The following is a 16,723-nucleotide window of genomic DNA, read 5'->3' on the forward strand; positions in this document are numbered from 1 at the left end:
GGACATTTTTTTGCAACGAAGGGCTAGCGCACCTGCTGGCAGGCGTGTAGAATGCGCGGCTCCCAAGCGGGAATAGCTCAGTTGGTAGAGCGCAACCTTGCCAAGGTTGAGGTCGCGAGTTCGAGTCTCGTTTCCCGCTCCAAATAGCGTCACTTGCTTTCTACGATGCAAGTGAACCACCGAAAAAAGGAGCCCAGGCTCCTTTTTTCGTTTTCGCGCTCTGCGGACTCGACAGCGACGCTGCCCGAATCAGCGCCGATCCGCCAATCCGCCGCGCAGCGAACCTCTTACTTCAGCGGATTCTCCGGCTCCCTGCCCCGCAGTGCCTTGTCCTGCCGGCAGGTCTTCAAGGGCTGGGCCGTCGCCGACTCGATCGCGGTCACCTCGCGGGTGTCGTCGCGCGCATGCACCTTCAGGCAGGCGCAGCCGTAGCCGGCGCTGCCCGTCCCGGTCGCCACCCAGCGCGCCTGGGAGAACGTCGGCCATGTGCCCTCGGCCTGGTGCCCGCCCTGCTGGCCGACCGTCCACTCGCCGGCCTTGTCCACGAGCGTGGCGTTGCCTGGCGAGGGATTGTCGAACCAGCCGCAGCGCGTGACGGCGCCGGCAGGCGGCGCGGCATCGGAGACAGCGCACCGGCCGGTCATGGCAACCAGGGCCGCACCGAACACGCTTGCGAAACGCAAAACAGGTCGCGATGGATTCATGACATCAGGATCGAGGGACGAGACCGGCATCATCGCAAATCGGCGTCCGCCGGCGCTGCCGGGAGGCCCTGCAGGCGGCAAGGCGCAGCGCCGATGCCGCCTCTCCTGTTCGATGCGATGCCGCCGCGCGATCGCAGCGCCGTCGTGTATCCGTTCTACGACCTGTCCTGGTTCGACACCGTCGGCCGCCAGCTGTTCGTGCAGTACAGCCGGCGCTTCGGGGCGGCGCCGTAGCGGCGACGCAGCGTCGCCGGCGCCGGGCGCACCGCGGTCGCGGTCGCGGTCGCGGTAGGGAAAACCGCAGCTGGCTCGTCTATCTACCGCAACGTCGCCCTGCGGGAGACGCTGCCGCGCGCTGCTGCCGGGTCCCGCACCGTCTTTCCAGAGCATCCGCTGCATGCAGACCCTGATCCAACGCGGCATGGCCACCCTTCGCCAGAACGACGTCGACGGCCTGTACAGGCTGTGGTCCGGCGCGACCGTGCTCAACCATCTGCAGGAGGCCGACCTCGATGTGCTGATGCAGCGCTGCGACGCCCGGATCCAGGCCGCGCCGGGCGACCCGGCGCCATGGCGGCTGAAGTGCCTGATCTACCTCGACCGCAGCGCGCACTTCACCAGCGACCGCCGGCAGGCGCTGCGCACCGTCGCCGAGTGGGCCGGACGCGCGATCGGCCTGGTCCCGCACGACGCCGAGGCGCACCGCCTGCTCGGCAGCGCGCACTACTGGCTGGACGAACCCGCATCGGCGATCAGCGCCTACCGCAACGCCCACGCGCTGCAGCCGCAGGTGGACCTGCAGGTCCGCCTGTTCGAGATGGAATCACTGCCTGCCGGGCAGTCGCCGCAGCTGCTGCAGCTGGACTTCCGCGACGGCAACGCCTGCCACTACTACAGCGCCGGCGTCTCCATCGGCAAATGGAAACACGCCGGGATGGAGCCGGCCGATGCCGGCTACGTCGACGCGGTGCAGTTCGCCCTCTACGAGCACGGCACCACGCTGTTCCGGCAAGCCCTGGAACTGGGCGAGGCCGCCACCTGCAACACCGACCCCCATACCTTCGCGATGTGCTGCAACAACCTCGGCCTGCTGTACCTGGACCGGGGCCTGTACGCGCAGGCGCAGGCCATCCTCGAAGAAGGGCTGCGCCACAGCCAGTTCCAGTTCCTGTACCAGAACCTACGCGAGGCCTATCGCCAGCAGGGCATGCGCGCCGAGGCCGCGGATCTGGCGCTGACCCTGATGATGGACTACGAACTGGACACGCCGCTGTTCCTAGATTGCGCGCAGGCGGCATGCAGCCATCTCAACCGCGTCGGCCGCCATGCCGACGTGCTGGAAATCGCCGACGCGGCGCAGGAAGAGTTCGAGGCACTGCCCGACCAGGCCCAGGCCGATCCGGAACTGCTGCGGATGTATGCGCTGGTGCAGGCCCACCACCGTCTCACCGCGACGCGTGCCCTGGGCCGGCTGCAGCCGGAGCATGTGGATACCGCCCTGTCGCAGGCGGCAGCGGAGGCGAATCCGCACGACCTGGACACGCTGTTCGTGCACGCCAGCGCACTCGGCGAGGCGCGCGACTACCCGGCCGCGGTCGATGCCTACGCCTCTCTGATCGCCGAGGGCACGCAGCAGCAGGACCTGCAGGCGCTCAAGCGCGCGCGGCACGGACGCGGCTACCTGCTGCTGTACCATCTGCCCGACGCCAAGGCCGCACTGCAGGACTTCCTCGCCGTGCAGCGCGACGGCACGGACGACTTCTACACGCACTACTACCAGGCCAACTGCCATTACGTGCTCAAGGACTACCGCAGCGCACTGCCGGCCTGCGACGCGGCACGCGCCCTGCTCGACGACGCCGTGGTGCAGGCGGATCCCGGCTCGGCGGCGCAGCTGTACATGATGGAAGCCAATTGCCACATGAACCTCGGTGCCTATCCCGCGTCGGTCGCCGCCTTCGAGCGCTCGCTGGCGCTGCACGAACGTGCGGACGTGCGCGAGAGCTACGAGCTGGCCCGGCAACTGGCCGCCAAGCCGAAGAAGCGGCTGTTTGGGCTGTTCTCGTGATCGCCAGCGCATGAGCCACGCTTCGCACACTGCTCGCGCGAAAATCCAGTGGCAACGCTGCGGCCGCGTGTGGCCGCGCGTGTCCTGACCCGGCCGTCGTGTCGCTGCGCTGCGCGCTGCTCGGGCTGAGTCTGCTGCTTGGTGGCTGTGCGGCATCGGCCCCGACGCCGCTGCAACACCAGGTCTACGTCTGGCAGCGGCAATGGAGTGGCGCGCACGCGGTAGTGCTGGCACAGACCCGCGCGGACTTCTCGACGTTGCGCGTACTCGCGCTGCAGGCGCATCCGCGCGCCGGCTGGGGCCCCGCCGCGGTGGATCTGCGGCAGCTCGCCGCCGATGGCCGCCCGGTGATCGCGGTGGTGCGGCTGGACGGGCAATTGCCGCAACTGGACGCGACGCGCATCGACGCCGAGGTGCTGCACGTGGTGCGCACTTGGCGCACCGCCGGCGTGGCACTGCGCGGCGTGGAGATCGACCACGACTGCGCCACCGCGCGGCTGCCCGCCTATGCGGCGCTGCTGCGGCAACTGCGCGGCGCGCTGCCGGCGGACCTGGCGCTGAGCATCACCGCCCTGCCCGCCTGGCTGGACAGTCCGGCACTGACCGCAATGCTGCGCACGGTCGACAGCTCGGTGCTGCAGGTGCATGCGGTGAACGCACCGACGGCCGGCCTGTTCGATCCGGTGCAGGCGCGACGCTGGGCCGACCGTTACGCCCAGCGCAGCGCCACGCCGTTCTGGCTGGCCCTGCCCGCCTACGGCGTGGCCCTGATCGACGGCACCGACGCCGACGCTGCACCGCTGATCGAAAGCGAGGCGCCGCTGGCGGCGCGCGGCGCACGCCGCGAACTGCAGGTGTCGCCACAGCAGCTCGCCGCCTTCGTCGATGCGCTGCGCGCCCACCGCCCGCCGCGCCTGGCCGGCATCGTCTGGTTCCGCCTGCCGCTGCCGGGCGACCGCCGCGCCTGGCCGCTGGCGACGCTGCAGGCGGTGGTGCACGGACGTCCGTTGCAGGCGGCCGTGCAGGTGCAGGCCAGCGGCACCGGCCCGATCTACGACCTGACGCTCGCGAACGATGGCACGACCGCGGCCACGCCGCCGCAGCGCGTGGTCCTGCGCGGCAGCGCCTGCGAAGCCGGCGACGCACTCGGCGATTACCGGCTGCAATGGCCGGCACCGTCGCCCCGCTTCGAACGCACTCGCGCATCCCACCCCCTGGCCGCCGGAGAACGCCGTGCGCTCGGCTGGGTCCGCTGCCGCCGCCTGCACACAGGTGCCATCGATGTCCTGCCGTGATCCCCGACCCGCGGCCACGCCTGCCGCCGCGCTGATGCTGCTCCTGCTGCCGCTGGGCGGCGCCCGCGCCTGCGGCCCGGAGTTCCCGTACCGCCTGCTCGACGACCGTGCCAGCGCGCTGGCGCAATTGCCCGAAGGCAGCTTCGCTCGCGAAGTGCAGCGCCTGGGCGCACCGATCGCCGGCCTCGGCCGCGCCGGCACGGCGACCCTGCCGCGCTACTGGGACGCCAGCGCGCAGTTCCCGCAGCAGCGCGACGACGTCGAACGCAGGCAAGTGGGCACCGCGCGGTTCGCCCGGATCGAACAACTGCGCGCGCTGGACGATGCGCAGCAGGCCGAACGCGACGGCGCCGACCTGCCACCGGAACTGCGCCTGTACACCGCCGGCGCGGTGGCGTTCGCGCAGGGCCGCTATCCGTCGGCCGCGGACTACTTTCGCCAGGTGCTGGCCCTGCCCGAGGCACAGCGCCGGGCGCGCAGCACGTGGGCCGCCTATTCGCTGGGACGCAGCCTGGCGCTGGCCGCCGACGGCGCGCTGGCTGGCGATGCCGTGGCGCAGCGGCAGGCGTACCGGCAGCAGGCGCGGCAGGCCTTCCAGCAGACCCGCACGTTGCGCCTGGCCGGATTCGACGATCCGCTGGAGCTGGGCATCGCCAGCCTCGGCGAGGAGGCGCGTCTGCTGCTCGCCAGCGGCGACTGGAACGGCGCGATCGGCCTGTACGCGGTGCAGGCGGCACAGGGGTCGGACACTGGCCTGAGTTCGCTCAAGCAGGTGGCCGCCGATCTCGCCCGCCGCAGCGATGCCGAACTGGCGCCGCTGTTGCAAGGGCAGGCGGTGCGGCGGCTGTTGATCGCCCGGCTGCTCAGCGACAGCCACGCCTTCGATGCCGACTCCGGCAGCGTTCTGTCCTCGGCGCGCTTCCTGAACCTGCTGCAGGACGCAGCGGGCGATCCGATGGAAGACGCCGATCGCCTGGCCGCGCTGGCCTATCGCCAGGGCGATTACCCCAGCACCGCGCGCCTGCTCGCGCATGCCGGCGACAGCGGCCTGGCCTGGTGGCTGCGCGCCAAGATGGCACTGCGCGACGGCGACGCCGCGCGCGCCGCACAGGCCTACGCGCAGGCATCCCGGCGCTTCCCGCCGAACGAGGACTGGGGCACGCGCCGCAATGGCGACTGGAGCAACGAGACGCTCAAACCGCAGTGCCGCATCGAGGGCGAAGCGGCGATCCTGGCGCTGCAACGCGGCAGCTACGTGGAGGCGTTCGCACAGCTGTACCGCAGCGGCGACCTCTACTGGGAAGACGCCGCCGCGGTCGCCGAGCGCGTCCTCACCGTGCAGGAACTGCAGGACTACGTGGATCGCCACGTGCCCGCCACGCCGCCGGCCGCCGCGAACGCGGCGCCGGAGTATTGGGAACGGACGCCGGCCCTGAAACTGCGCGAACTGCTGGCGCGCCGGCTGATGCGCGACGGCCGCTACGACGATGCGCTGCCCTACTTCGCCCAGCCCGAATTGCGCGAGGCGGCGCGCCGCTATCGGGATGCGCGGCGGCAAGGCACATCGGCCTGGACCGGCATCGGCCGCGCCGAGGGCAATTACCGGGCTGCCCTGATCGCGCGCCGCCAGGGCATGGAACTGCTGGGCTACGAACTTGGGCCGGACAACCGGGTCTACGCCGGCAACTATGCCGAAGCCACGGCGCATGCGCAGCTGCGCCCCGGCGGCCTGATCGCCGCGGCCGAAGCACAGCGCTGGAACGCCACCGCCGCGCAGCCTTACCGCCGCTACCACTACCGCTGGATCGCCGCCGCCCTGGCCGATCGCGCCGCCGACGACCTGCCCGCACGCAGCCAGGCCTACGCCGCCGCGCTGTGCCAGGCGACCGACTGGCTGATCACCCTCGACCCCGCGCAGGCGCGTCGGTCCTACCAGCGCTATGTCGCGCACGGCGCACTCAATCCGGTGCCTGGCAAGGCCTATGTGTTCGGCGTGGGCGCCTGCGAGACGCCGGATTTCGAGGGCGCGCGGCGGCGCCTGTGGATCGAGCGCGGCCAGGCCGTACGCCAGTTCGTGCACACGCAACGGCTCGCCCTGGGCGCGGCCGGCCTGGCGCTGCTGGCCGCGGCAGGCTGGCTGGTGCGCCGGCGCATGCAGCGCAAGGCGCGGACAGTCGCAGCGCAAACGCCGCAGGACTGAGCCTGCGGCGCGGGTCGGCCGCGCTCCGCGCACGAGCGCACTGCTTGCCACCACCGGCGAAATCGTCAGGCCTGCACTGCGCCGCTCCGACCAATTCCCAATCCCGACTCCCCAATCCCGAAGGTAGGGATCGCCGCCCCCGCTCGTCTCTTCAACAGGACTTTCCTGTTTACCGCTGGAATCGCGTCGACGCACGCGGCGCCGGCCGCTCTGCCGTCCTGGACGACCGTTCTCCCGATGCAGCACCGCAGCACGCGCGACAAGGACGTCACCGCTCGCGGCATGCGCCGCGTGGCGTTCACGTGCCTGCGTCAGTCGCGCAGACACGCGGCCTTGAGACTGCGCTCAGTTCCTGCAGTACCAAGCCAGGCAGGCGATCGCCAGCGCAACCAGGCAGCACAGGCGCACGCTGCGGCGGCGGCTCAGCAGCGCGTGCACGCCCTGCAACAGCACCAGCACCGCCAGCACGCACAGGCCGACCAGCCGCCCGTTGCCGCTGTCCTGGAAATTGGCGGAGGACAACTGCGGATCGGCACCGTCCACCCATGCGTACGGGCGACCGGACACGGCGTACAGCAGCATGCCCAACGCATAACCGCTCCAGGACAGCACCTGCGCGGCGATCGCCACGGCCTTGCGCGCGCCTGCCATCGCGCGGCCTCACTCGCACACGAACAGGGTGCCGGCGGCCGGCCCGGTGCCGCTGGCACGCAGCGGCCTCGCCTCGCAACGCGCGACGTCGCCGACGTGCCGCGACACCTGCACCAGGCCATCGGGCCCATAGCCGCACACCAGGTAGAGACCGTGCGGGTCGGGCGCATCGAAGCGCCAGATCGACACGCCCGCATCACCCGGGCGGCGCGTGTCCTCGTTGCTCGGCACCAGCGCCGCCATTTCGCGCGGCGGCCCGGAATAGACGCCACTGGAGAACAGCCGCAGCGACGGCGCGGCGGCGAATGCGACGCGGGCGTCGGCCGGCAGGTCGGGACTCTGCAATGGCGCTTCGGCCACGCGCAGGCGCTCGGGACACTGCAGCGTCTGCCTGGCTGCGGCCGGCACCGCGAACAGCGTGGCGACCAGCAGCGGCAGCGCGCGGCGTGCCGTAGCGGAAATGTCCTTCAGAACCATCGCGAGCTCCTGGTCGACTGCGGCATCAAGACCGGCCAGGGCTTCCCTCCTGGCCTACCACTCCCGGCGCTCCCCGCAAACACGGCGAGCCAGCTCGGCGGAGCGCGCCTACGGTGCCCACGCCATCGCCAAAGGTCAACGCGCCACCACCAGGCCCGACCGGCGCGGTCGCGCGCGTCGACGCTCCCGCATTCCCCCACCCCAACCACCCGAAGAAGAGAACCCCGATGCACAGCACGACCCACGACTACAACCAGTACAGCCCGAAATGGCAGTTCCGCTTCACCTTCTACGACACCTACGGCGAACCCAAGTCGGCAAGCTTCAAGGAGGCGATGAAGGCGCTGCCGTTCAAGGAGAAGCTGCGCCTCAACATGAACTGGTTCGCCTTCTTCTTCGGCTTCATCTACCTGTTCGTGATCGGGTTGTGGCGCAAGGCGCTGATGCTGCTCGCCATCTCGCTGTGCTGCGGCATCGTGCTGACCTTCCTGCCGGACGCGGCCACCCGGGCCTTCGGCATCGCCTACTCGCTCCTGGTCGGCATGACCGCAAACTACGCCTACTATCTGGACAGGGTGAAGGGCAGCACCAGTTGGAACCCGTTCGAAGGCATCCGCTGGTAACCGCCCGCTCGCGCAACGCCCAGCACACGCAGTGTCCGCCGCCGCAACGGCGGCGGACCCATCATTCCCTCGCCACCCAGGCCCGCGCCCAGGCAGCCCTTCCCTCCGCCTGTGCGACCCGTTCGTCGCGCACAGGCATCGCAACGAAGGAGCCGCCTGATGTCGCCCCTGTTCTACCGCCCGGCGTTCGCGCGCCGCACCCGCCGCGTCGCACCGCTGGCCGCCGCCATCGCCGTCCTCGCCACGGCCAGCCCGCACGCCGCGCATGCGCAAGACGCCGCCACCCTGCCCACCGTGCGCGTCAGCGAGCGCAGCGATCCCGGCACGCGCAGCAGCACCGCCACCAAGACCGACACCAGCCTGCTGGAAACGCCGCAGTCGCTGTCGGTGATCGACGATGCGCGCATGCAGGCCCAGGGCGCACAGACGCTCAAGGACGCGCTGAGCTACACCCCCGGGGTGATCCCCACGCGCTACGGCACCGACTCGCGCTACGACTGGATCTCGTTGCGCGGCTTCGACGCCTATGCGCCCGGCTTCTACCTGGATGGCATGCCGCTGCGCAACAACGGCAACTGGGGCATCTGGCCGATCGAGCGCTATGGCGCCGAGCGCATCGAGGTGCTGCGCGGCCCTGCCTCGGTGCTGTACGGGCAGAGTGGCCCGGGCGGGCTGGTCAACGCGATCAGCAAGCGGCCCACCGCCGAACCACTGCACGAACTGCAAGTGCAGCTCGGCGATCACCAGCGCCGCCAGCTCGCCGGCGACCTGTCCGGACCGCTCAACGAGGACGGCACCGTCCTGTACCGCCTCACCGCCCTAGCACGCGAGGCCGAGCTGGCGGCCGGCGGCATGCGCGACGACCGCCGCTTCCTGGCCCCGGCGCTGACCTGGGCACCCAGCGGCGCCACCCGCCTCACCCTGCTCTCGCAGTTCGGCCGCACCCGCGCCGGCGTGTACCTGCGCATGCGACCTGCGGTGGGATCGCTGGTACCGACCGTGATCGGCACCTATCTCCCCAGCCGCCTGTTCGAAAGCGACCCGGTCTACAACCGTTTCGACCTGGACACAGCGATGCTCGCCGCGCTGTTCGAACACCGCGTCAACGAGGTGCTGCGCCTGCGCCAGAACGCCCGCTACGGCCGCCTGAAGGTGGACTACCGCAGCGTGCAGGGACGCGGCTTCGTCATCGATGATCCCGCCGATCCACTGGACCCGGCCAACTTCGCCCGACTGCGCCGCACCGCCTCGGACAGCAAGGAATCGGTGCACGCGCTGAACCTCGACAACCAGCTCGAGCTGCGCCTGCACATCGGCGCCATGCAGCACACGCTGCTGTTCGGCCTGGACTACCAACGCACGCGCATCGACCAGGTCAGCCACAGCGGCGGCACCACCACGCCGCTGGACATCCGCCATCCGGTCTACGGCGATCCGGTCCAGATGCCGGCGCCGTGGTACGACGGCATCGCCACGGTGAGCCAGACCGGCCTGTACGTGCAGGACCAGGTGCGCTGGCGCGAGCGTTGGCTGCTGACCGTCGGCGCGCGTTACGACCGCGCCGACAGCCGGATCGACAGCCGCCTGGACGGCAGCCGCAGCGACATCGTCGAACGCAAGGCCAGCAAGCGCGCCGGCCTCACCTACGTGGCCGCGAACGGCTGGGCGCCGTACCTGAGCTACAGCGAATCCTTCGTGCCGACCGCCACGCGCGACCCGCTGAGCGGCCGCGCGTTCCGCCCTGAAAGCGGGCGACAGTACGAAGCCGGGCTGCGCTTCCAGCCCGACGGCGGCGCCCAGTCGTACAGCGCCGCCGTGTTCGACCTGCGCCGGCGCAACTACCTGACCTACGACCCGGACTACGTCCCGCGCCAGACCGGCGAGACCCTGGTCCGCGGCCTGGAACTGGAGGCGACGCTGCACCCGCTGCCGCGTTTGCAACTGATCGGCTCCTACAGCTACACGCCGACGGTGCACGTCACCGCCAGCAGCAATCCAGGTGAACTGGGCAAGCCGCTGTCGGCGGTCTCGCGCCATGCCGCCGCGCTGTGGGGCGACTACCGCTTCGACAGCGGCATCCGCGTCGGCCTGGGCGCGCGCTACACCGACGCCAATCGCGGCGACCTGGACGCCGCGCGCGCCGAGGTGCCGGCATTCACCCTGTTCGACGCACTGCTCGGCTACGACCGCGACCGCTGGAGCCTGGCCTTGAACGTGCACAACCTCGCCGACAGGACCTACCTCAGCAACTGCGACGCCTACGGCAACTGCTACTACGGCGAGCAGCGTCGCGTGACGGCCACGGCGACGTATCGTTGGTGAGGCGGCGCGGGCGCGACGGCGGCCTGTGCTCCATCGCGCCCGCAACCTCGGCAAGGCGATGCGCAGGCTGCCTCTCGACACGATGCGGTGGCGAGGCTCACTCACCCACATTCGTTGCCTTGAAGCCGGCGCGCCCGCAGGCGGCGTCGTAGGCGTAGTCGCCCGCGGCGAGCAGGTGGCGACCGCTGTTGAGATGGGCCGGTGGCGTCTTCAGCGGCCCGCGCCACTGCACGCTGTCCGGCGTCGCCGCCTTGCCGTCGCCGACCGCGAAGGCATAGCCGAATACCGGCTGGCCCTTCGCGTCGACGACGTCGAGCCGCAGTTGGGTCGCGTCCGGCACCACGCGCGTGGGATGGCCGACGAGGTCCGTGGTGTGTTGCAGACTTTCTGGCGTGGCGGGCGGGACCACCGGGTTGAGCATCATGTAGGACACGCCGGTGTCGGGCAGCAGCTTGCCGCAGACGCGATAGTCGCTGCCGCTGCCCGGGAAACTGGCGCAAGCGGTGGGCGCCTGCCAGTCGCTGGGCGCGCCCGCCGTGGCCGCGCCACGCTGCAGCGGCACCATGGCGAACCCCTGCAATGCCGCCTGGCTGACGCCCAGGGTGATGCCCTTGGCGCTGACGATGTAGCCGGGGCTCATGTGCTGCGCACGCATCTGCACCAGGTTGAGGAACGGATTGCGCGCGGCGTCGACGCCGCGGTCGTAGCCCACCCCCATCATGCCGAAGCCCGGCGCAATGGTGCTGCAGTTGCGCAGCACCTGCGTGCTGCTGCTCAGCGCGGGGCTGCCATCGTAGCCGGCGCAGGTGGCGGGCACCTGCGCCAGCGGCTTGGGTGGCTGGGCCACGCTGGCGACATCGCAGGTGCACTGCGCGGCCAGCACGGTGATGCGATCCACGCGCGCCGCAGCGCTCTTGCCGTCGGCGGAAACGCCGAGCCGCATCGGCACGTCCACGTACTTGCCGGGATGGTACTTGCTGTCGCTCGAGTAGAAGATGTGTCCAGGCGTGTTGGACGCGTCCCAGGCGCTGCGCAGCGCGTCGCTCAGCGGCACCACCACGCCGGTGGAGCCGGTATCCACCTCCAGCACCTGACTGCCGCTGCTGCGGCCATCGGCATCGCTGCCGAGCTGCACGCGCACCTGATAGGCGAATTTCGGCGTGGCCTTGGAGACCAGCGGCAGGTTCACGGTCTGCGTCTGCAGCGCGCAGGTCTGCGCGGCGGCGGTGGCGCTCGCGGCCAGGCAAAGCACGGTGCCGCTCCAGCGTGTCCATCGGTTCATGGCGATGTCTCGGTTGGGTGTGGCGTCATGCTAGAGCGCGGCAGCACGGCGATCGTGCGCGAATCGGCGCGAGGCGGCGCTTGTCTACTGCCACCGGCATGGCGCTGTGGTCGGCATTCCAGTCGCGGCGCGGCGCGACGTGCGCATGCAAGGCCCTGCATCCAGCGGCTCGGCAATGCCTGCGCCCCGCGCAGTGCAGGGTTGCCAAGCCGTGGTGCTTGGTACACAATGCAGTCCGTTGCGCGCCGGGCTGATTCAAAAACATCTTTTGAATCAACGCGTTGGACGAGAGCCGCAAGGCAGCGTCCGATTCCCGCGCCAGGGCCCCGGCAGCGGGGCTTTGTTTTTGTCGGGCGCCCAGGGCGTTGCGGCAAGACGTCAGTCCACCGGCCTGGTGGCAGAGTGGTTATGCAGCGGACTGCAAATCCGCGTACGCCGGTTCAATTCCGACCCAGGCCTCCATCTTGTTTCGACGCCACGGGCCGCTTGCTGCGGCCCGTTTGCGTTGGTGGCTTGCGGTGCGATCGCCTGCCCCACGCAGGCGCCGCGATCGCGCTGCACCTGCCCGCCTTCACTTCGCGTACGCAGTACCGCCGACGCCGCATTTAGACCGGCCTGCATAGGGTCGATGTTCCGCCCGACCTGCCGATCGCGATGACCCCACCCGCCGCGCATGCCGAGCCCGCGCCTACCCGGCGGCGCGTGCTGTTCCGTCTGCTGGGGTCCGGCGTGGTCACCGGCGCCGCCGACGACGATCCGTCCGCCATCGGCACCTACGCCAGCGCCGGCGCGCGCTACGGCTTCGCGTTCCTGTGGATCGCGCCGGTGCTGTTGCCGATGATGTACCTGGTGGTCTACCTGTCGGCGAAGCTGGGGCGGGTGACCGGCAAGGGGCTGTTCGCGATCATCCGCGACCGCTATCCGCGCTGGGTGCTGTACCCGGCCGTCGGGTTCGCCTTCGCCGGCAACGTGATCGAAGCGGCGGCCAATCTCGGCGGCATCGGCGCGGCGCTGAACCTGCTGATCCCGCTGCCGGTGCCGGCGATCGTGGTCGCAGCGGCGCTGGCGATCTTCCTGCTGCAATTCTTCGGGTCCTACCGCCTGCTGAAACGGATCTTCCGCTGGCTGGCGCTGGCGCTGTTCGCCTACGTGGCCGCCGCGCTGCTGGCGCGCCCCGACCTGCGCCAGGTGTTGCGCGGCACCTTCGTGCCGTACGCCGAGTTCAGCCGGGAGTATCTGTCGATGATCGTCGCCTGCATCGGCACCTCGCTGTCGGCCTATATCTTCACCTGGCAGTCCAACCAGGAAGTGGAAGAACAGATCGCCGCCGGACGGCGCAGCGTGGCCGCGCGCCAGGGCGCCAGCGCCGGCGAACTGCGCCGCACCCGTCGCGACGTCCTGGTGGGCATGCTGTTCTCCAACATCATCCTGTACTTCATCCTGCTCTCCACCGCCGCCACCCTGCACCGCTCCGGCCAGACCGAGATCGCCACGGCGGCACAGGCCGCGGCCGCGCTGGAGCCGTTGGCCGGGCCCGCGGCCAAGTGGCTGTTCGCGCTGGGCGTGGTCGGGGTGGGCTTCCTGGCGGTCCCGGTGATGACCACCGGCGCTGCCTACGACCTGGTGCAGGGCATCGGCCACAAGGGCAGCCTGCACGCACAGCCGCGCGAGGCGAAGCTGTTCTACGCCACCATCGCGCTGGTCACGGCGATCGCGGTGGGGCTGAACTTCCTCGGCGTCAACCCGATGAAGGCGCTGGTGCTGTCGGGCATCGTGCAAGGCATAACGGTCCCGCCGTTGCTGTTGCTGATGATGCGGATGAGCAACGACCGCACGCTGATGCGCGGCCGCGTCAACAGCCGCCTCACCAACGCGCTCGGCTGGATCACCGTGACGGTGACCTTCGCCGCCGGCGCCTGCCTGCTGGTCACGCTGCTGCGGTAGGCGCGCAAAAGCTGCGCGACTGAAAAACTTTCGCTGGCGCGCGCCGCTGGCTGCGCGGCGCAGGGCGCAACGACGCACTGGGAGGGAAGAAGAAGATGCTGGCACGCGTCCTGCGTTCCCAAGGCATCCGCTTTCGGCCGCACCGCGATGATCCTCAGCTTTCTGCAATCCCGCCTGCCCGCCTGGCCGGTGCAGGATCCCGTCACCGCCGGACGTACCAGCGAGATCGCTGCCGGCCAGCAAGCGCAGATCCTGGTGCTGTGGGGCGGCGAAGTGCGCAACGAGCGCGCCCTGTTCGGGCGCCGCGATGCGCCGCAGGATCCGCTGATCACCAGCGAACGTCGCGAACGCGCCTGGCAGGGCGCGCAGACCGCGGTGTGGGAAACGCAGCGCTGCCTGGTGCCGATCGCCGGCTTCCGCAGCGCCGTCGCCGCGCGTGGCGGCCCCTGGATCTGCGAAGACCCGGGTCCGCTGTTCGCCGCCGGGTTGCGCAGCAGCATGCAGACCCAGGAGGGCTTTCATCTCTCCTGCTTCTCACTGCTCACCGAGGCACCTGCAGTGCCCGCACTGCCGGACGAAGTGCCGGTCCTGATCGGCGCCGACGACGTCATCGAATGGTTGTACCTGGATGGGCAGGACGCATTGCGGCGACTGGATGTCGCGCAGCAGCGGCGCTTCGTCAGCGTCGATGCCCTGCTGCGCGGTCCGTTGCCACCCGAGCGCATGCATTGAGCGCAGCCGCGCGCGGTCGGGAATGTGCCGGATGCCGCAGGCAGGATGCGGCGTCGCGCACAGGCGGTGCTGCAGAGCTGCTCCATGGACGCGCGCGTTGCACACATTGCTGAAGCGACCCGAATCCGCTTCAGCATGATGAGGGCTCGAATCAGGACGTTTTCGCCTTGCGCTCACACATGCGGAGGACGATGGAATGACCTGATTCGCGGAGTACAACCCGCATGACCAAACCCCTGCTTGCGATCGTGGATGGCAACAGTTCGTTGTCGGACCATGTGTCCACCTTCTCTCAGCGCCGCGGCCTGGCGCTGACCCGCCTGCCCTCGCTCGAACACGCGCGGCACTGGCTGCAGCAACAACGCGCCGACCTGCTGCTGCTCGACGGCGACGCCGAGCGCGGCGCGGCGATGGACCTGATCAACGGCCTGGCCGGCCGCTCGGACGCGCGCGTGGTGCTGCTGGCCACCGAGGCGCAGATGCCGAAATGGCGCGGGCTGGCCGGCGACAGCGTGGAGCTGCTGCAGCGGCCGCTGCCGTGGACGCAGTTCGACGGTCTGCTCGATCAGATCCTGTACCGCCTGCCGCCGCGGCGCGGGATGGCACGCTTCGGCCTGGTCGGCGAATGCGCGGCGATCGCGCGCGTGCAGCGCGACATCGCCCGCGTCGCGCCGTTGGACATCTCGGTGTTGGTCGCCGGCGAAACCGGCACCGGCAAGGAACTGCTGGCCAAGGCCATCCACGAGGCCAGCGGCCGCAGCGGGCGCCTGGTCGCGGTGAACTGCGGCGCGATTCCGCCGGAACTGCTCGCCAGCCAGCTGTTCGGCCACGAGCGCGGCAGCTTCACCGGCGCCAACCAGCGCCACGCCGGCTATTTCGAACAGGCGCAGGGCGGCACGCTGTTCCTGGACGAGATCGGCGAGATGGCGCCGGAACTGCAGGTGTACCTGCTGCGTTGCCTGGAAACCGGCGCGATCACCCGCGTCGGCAGCGACGCGGAAGTCCGCCTCGACGTGCGCATCGTCGCCGCCACCCACCGCGACCTGCTGGGCGAGGCCAGCACCTTGCGCCGCGACCTGTATTACCGGCTGTCGCAGTACGTCATCGAGTTGCCGCCGCTGCGCGAGCGCGGCGACGACGTGCACCTGATCGCCGACACGCTGCTGGACACGCTCAATCGTCGCTATGGGACCAGCAAGCAGTTCGACACGTTCTCGCGGACCGTGCTGGGACGGCACCGTTGGCCGGGCAACGTGCGCGAACTCTCCAGCGCAGTGACGCGCGGCTATTACCGTGCCGACGGCGAGGTGGTGACCATCGAGCCGCTGCTGCACGGCGAGGTGCCCATGGCGCAAGACGTGCCTTGCCACTGCGGCAACACCGGCGACGCGGTGACGTTCCGCGTGGGCACGCCGCTGAAGCAGATCGAACAGGAGATGCTGGTGCGCACCCTGCGCATCACCGGCGGCGACAAGTCCGCGGCGGCGCGCAGCCTGGGCATCAGCGTGCGTACCATCTACAACCTGATGTCGCGCGGCGACCGTGACGTCAACTGAGCGCGGCAGGGCGCGCCGTCGCGACGCGCCCTGCCGGGCGATCTGCAGCCACGGCGGTCAGTGCGCGGCCGGGCGGATCAGTCCAGGCCGCAGGCCGCGCGCAGTTCCTCTTCGATCGGTGCGACCTGGCCGGGCGGCCGCTGCTGCGGCCGGCATAGGTAGGTTTCCTCGGCGATGCGCGCGTCCACCGCGAACCCCGCGCTGCGCAGCATGGCTTCCACGCCGGCATGGTTCGGTGCCCACCAGTTGGTGGGATCGTCGGCCAGGCGATGCTCGATGAAGGCCATCTTCGGCCAGCCGGGCTCGCACATGCGCCCGCGCTCTAGCATGCCGATGTCGCGCGGCGCCGGATAGACCTCCTCGCCGGGCATGGTCATGGTCTGCAACACCAGCATGCGGCGACACAGGCGACGCACGATGTCCAGGGCCAGCAGCGGATGCCGCAGGTGGTACAGCACGCCCATCATCCACACCAGGTCGTACTGCTCGGCTTCGCGCGCCAGCGCATACAGCTGCATCTGCCGGAAACGCACGTGGCGCTCCAGCCCGAACTGCGCCGCTGCCCATTGCGCCTGCCGCAGGTAGTGCGGATTCATGTCGATCGCCACCACCTCGGCGCCGCGCCTGGCCAGCTCGAAGCTGTAGAAGCCGGCGTTGCAGCCGATGTCCAGCACCCGCCAACCGCGAAGATCGGCCGGGACATGCGGCGCGATCTGCCGCCACTTGCAGGCCGGGAAATCGCCGTACGGATGCGTCGGCAGGGTCTGCCGGCCATCGGGCAGGTGCAGGTTGTGGAACCACGGCCCCAGCGCCTGCATCGGATCGACCGGGTCGAGGGACGGAACGGCGGATTGCATGGCGGTCTCCCG

General features: G+C 70.3%; 14 protein-coding genes and 2 tRNA genes. 11 read left to right on the forward strand and 5 right to left on the reverse strand.

Annotation, left to right across the window (positions count from 1 at the left end):
- Positions 1-66: 66 nt before the first annotated feature.
- Positions 67-142: transfer RNA gene (locus CEK66_RS14615), tRNA-Gly, on the forward strand.
- Positions 143-287: 145 nt separating this feature from the next.
- Here CEK66_RS14615 and CEK66_RS14620 read toward each other — a convergent pair.
- Complete coding sequence (locus CEK66_RS14620) at positions 288-734, reverse strand: DUF4087 domain-containing protein (RefSeq protein WP_226978618.1); 447 nt, start codon at positions 732-734, stop codon at positions 288-290.
- A gap of 63 nt (positions 735-797) precedes the next feature.
- Here CEK66_RS14620 and CEK66_RS20390 point away from each other — a divergent pair, with 63 nt between their 5' ends.
- The 4 genes from CEK66_RS20390 (at position 798) to CEK66_RS14635 (ending at position 6,267) form a co-directional block, all read left to right on the forward strand.
- The gene (locus tag CEK66_RS20390; RefSeq protein ID WP_193312667.1) at positions 798-938 is read left to right on the forward strand and encodes a hypothetical protein; all 141 of its coding nucleotides are present in this window, start codon (positions 798-800) and stop codon (positions 936-938) included.
- Between the two features lie 163 nt (positions 939-1,101).
- Entirely contained in the window at positions 1,102-2,772 is a 1,671-nt protein-coding gene (locus CEK66_RS14625; protein ID WP_152237397.1) for a hypothetical protein, read from the forward strand.
- Positions 2,773-2,870: 98 nt separating this feature from the next.
- The gene (locus CEK66_RS14630; RefSeq protein WP_152237398.1) at positions 2,871-4,067 is read left to right on the forward strand and encodes a DUF3142 domain-containing protein; all 1,197 of its coding nucleotides are present in this window, start codon (positions 2,871-2,873) and stop codon (positions 4,065-4,067) included.
- Positions 4,068-4,101: 34 nt separating this feature from the next.
- Positions 4,102-6,267: a hypothetical protein gene (locus CEK66_RS14635; RefSeq protein ID WP_152237429.1), complete on the forward strand. Its 2,166-nt coding sequence runs from the start codon at positions 4,102-4,104 to the stop codon at positions 6,265-6,267.
- Positions 6,268-6,612: 345 nt separating this feature from the next.
- Here CEK66_RS14635 and CEK66_RS14640 read toward each other — a convergent pair whose 3' ends face one another.
- Complete coding sequence (locus CEK66_RS14640; protein ID WP_152237399.1) at positions 6,613-6,918, reverse strand: hypothetical protein; 306 nt, start codon at positions 6,916-6,918, stop codon at positions 6,613-6,615.
- Between the two features lie 9 nt (positions 6,919-6,927).
- Positions 6,928-7,395 carry an STY0301 family protein gene (locus CEK66_RS14645; protein WP_152237400.1) on the reverse strand — a complete coding sequence of 156 codons (468 nt, stop codon included), beginning with the start codon at positions 7,393-7,395 and terminating at the stop codon, positions 6,928-6,930.
- Positions 7,396-7,622: 227 nt separating this feature from the next.
- On the opposite strand from CEK66_RS14645, the gene CEK66_RS14650 reads away from it, so the two are divergent.
- Both CEK66_RS14650 and CEK66_RS14655 read left to right on the forward strand, forming a co-directional pair.
- The gene (locus CEK66_RS14650) at positions 7,623-8,018 is read left to right on the forward strand and encodes a DUF2628 domain-containing protein (RefSeq protein ID WP_152237401.1); all 396 of its coding nucleotides are present in this window, start codon (positions 7,623-7,625) and stop codon (positions 8,016-8,018) included.
- Positions 8,019-8,177: 159 nt separating this feature from the next.
- Positions 8,178-10,340: a TonB-dependent siderophore receptor gene (locus CEK66_RS14655; RefSeq protein ID WP_152237402.1), complete on the forward strand. Its 2,163-nt coding sequence runs from the start codon at positions 8,178-8,180 to the stop codon at positions 10,338-10,340.
- Positions 10,341-10,437: 97 nt separating this feature from the next.
- Here the strand turns inward: CEK66_RS14655 and CEK66_RS14660 are convergent, their stop codons facing one another.
- Entirely contained in the window at positions 10,438-11,622 is a 1,185-nt protein-coding gene (locus CEK66_RS14660) for a hypothetical protein (RefSeq protein ID WP_150408925.1), read from the reverse strand.
- A 388-nt stretch (positions 11,623-12,010) separates the two neighbouring features.
- Here CEK66_RS14660 and CEK66_RS14665 point away from each other — a divergent pair.
- From CEK66_RS14665 to CEK66_RS14680, 4 genes are all read left to right on the forward strand, one after another.
- Positions 12,011-12,084: transfer RNA gene (locus CEK66_RS14665), tRNA-Cys, on the forward strand.
- A 192-nt stretch (positions 12,085-12,276) separates the two neighbouring features.
- The gene (locus tag CEK66_RS14670; RefSeq protein ID WP_193312668.1) at positions 12,277-13,566 is read left to right on the forward strand and encodes a divalent metal cation transporter; all 1,290 of its coding nucleotides are present in this window, start codon (positions 12,277-12,279) and stop codon (positions 13,564-13,566) included.
- A 147-nt stretch (positions 13,567-13,713) separates the two neighbouring features.
- Entirely contained in the window at positions 13,714-14,298 is a 585-nt protein-coding gene (locus CEK66_RS14675) for an SOS response-associated peptidase family protein (protein ID WP_152237403.1), read from the forward strand.
- A gap of 224 nt (positions 14,299-14,522) precedes the next feature.
- Positions 14,523-15,854 carry a sigma-54 dependent transcriptional regulator gene (locus CEK66_RS14680; RefSeq protein ID WP_152237404.1) on the forward strand — a complete coding sequence of 444 codons (1,332 nt, stop codon included), beginning with the start codon at positions 14,523-14,525 and terminating at the stop codon, positions 15,852-15,854.
- A gap of 77 nt (positions 15,855-15,931) precedes the next feature.
- On the opposite strand, the gene CEK66_RS14685 is transcribed toward CEK66_RS14680, so the two are convergent.
- Positions 15,932-16,711: a TIGR04290 family methyltransferase gene (locus CEK66_RS14685; RefSeq protein ID WP_017912651.1), complete on the reverse strand. Its 780-nt coding sequence runs from the start codon at positions 16,709-16,711 to the stop codon at positions 15,932-15,934.
- Positions 16,712-16,723: the final 12 nt, after the last annotated feature.

The sequence above is a fragment of the Xanthomonas sp. LMG 12460 genome, assembly GCF_009192895.1.
In the GTDB taxonomy this organism is placed as follows: domain Bacteria; phylum Pseudomonadota; class Gammaproteobacteria; order Xanthomonadales; family Xanthomonadaceae; genus Xanthomonas_A; species Xanthomonas_A sontii.

Coding starts and splice junctions, on each gene's coding strand:
- CEK66_RS14660 (WP_150408925.1), bottom strand. CDS start 11,622: ATGAACCGATGGACACGCTGGAGCGGCACCGTGCTTTGCCTGGCCGCG.
- CEK66_RS14680 (WP_152237404.1), top strand. CDS start 14,523: ATGACCAAACCCCTGCTTGCGATCGTGGATGGCAACAGTTCGTTGTCG.
- CEK66_RS14655 (WP_152237402.1), top strand. CDS start 8,178: ATGTCGCCCCTGTTCTACCGCCCGGCGTTCGCGCGCCGCACCCGCCGC.
- CEK66_RS20390 (WP_193312667.1), top strand. CDS start 798: ATGCCGCCTCTCCTGTTCGATGCGATGCCGCCGCGCGATCGCAGCGCC.
- CEK66_RS14625 (WP_152237397.1), top strand. CDS start 1,102: ATGCAGACCCTGATCCAACGCGGCATGGCCACCCTTCGCCAGAACGAC.
- CEK66_RS14675 (WP_152237403.1), top strand. CDS start 13,714: ATGATCCTCAGCTTTCTGCAATCCCGCCTGCCCGCCTGGCCGGTGCAG.
- CEK66_RS14650 (WP_152237401.1), top strand. CDS start 7,623: ATGCACAGCACGACCCACGACTACAACCAGTACAGCCCGAAATGGCAG.
- CEK66_RS14620 (WP_226978618.1), bottom strand. CDS start 734: ATGCCGGTCTCGTCCCTCGATCCTGATGTCATGAATCCATCGCGACCT.
- CEK66_RS14635 (WP_152237429.1), top strand. CDS start 4,102: ATGCTGCTCCTGCTGCCGCTGGGCGGCGCCCGCGCCTGCGGCCCGGAG.
- CEK66_RS14670 (WP_193312668.1), top strand. CDS start 12,277: ATGACCCCACCCGCCGCGCATGCCGAGCCCGCGCCTACCCGGCGGCGC.
- CEK66_RS14645 (WP_152237400.1), bottom strand. CDS start 7,395: ATGGTTCTGAAGGACATTTCCGCTACGGCACGCCGCGCGCTGCCGCTG.
- CEK66_RS14640 (WP_152237399.1), bottom strand. CDS start 6,918: ATGGCAGGCGCGCGCAAGGCCGTGGCGATCGCCGCGCAGGTGCTGTCC.
- CEK66_RS14685 (WP_017912651.1), bottom strand. CDS start 16,711: ATGCAATCCGCCGTTCCGTCCCTCGACCCGGTCGATCCGATGCAGGCG.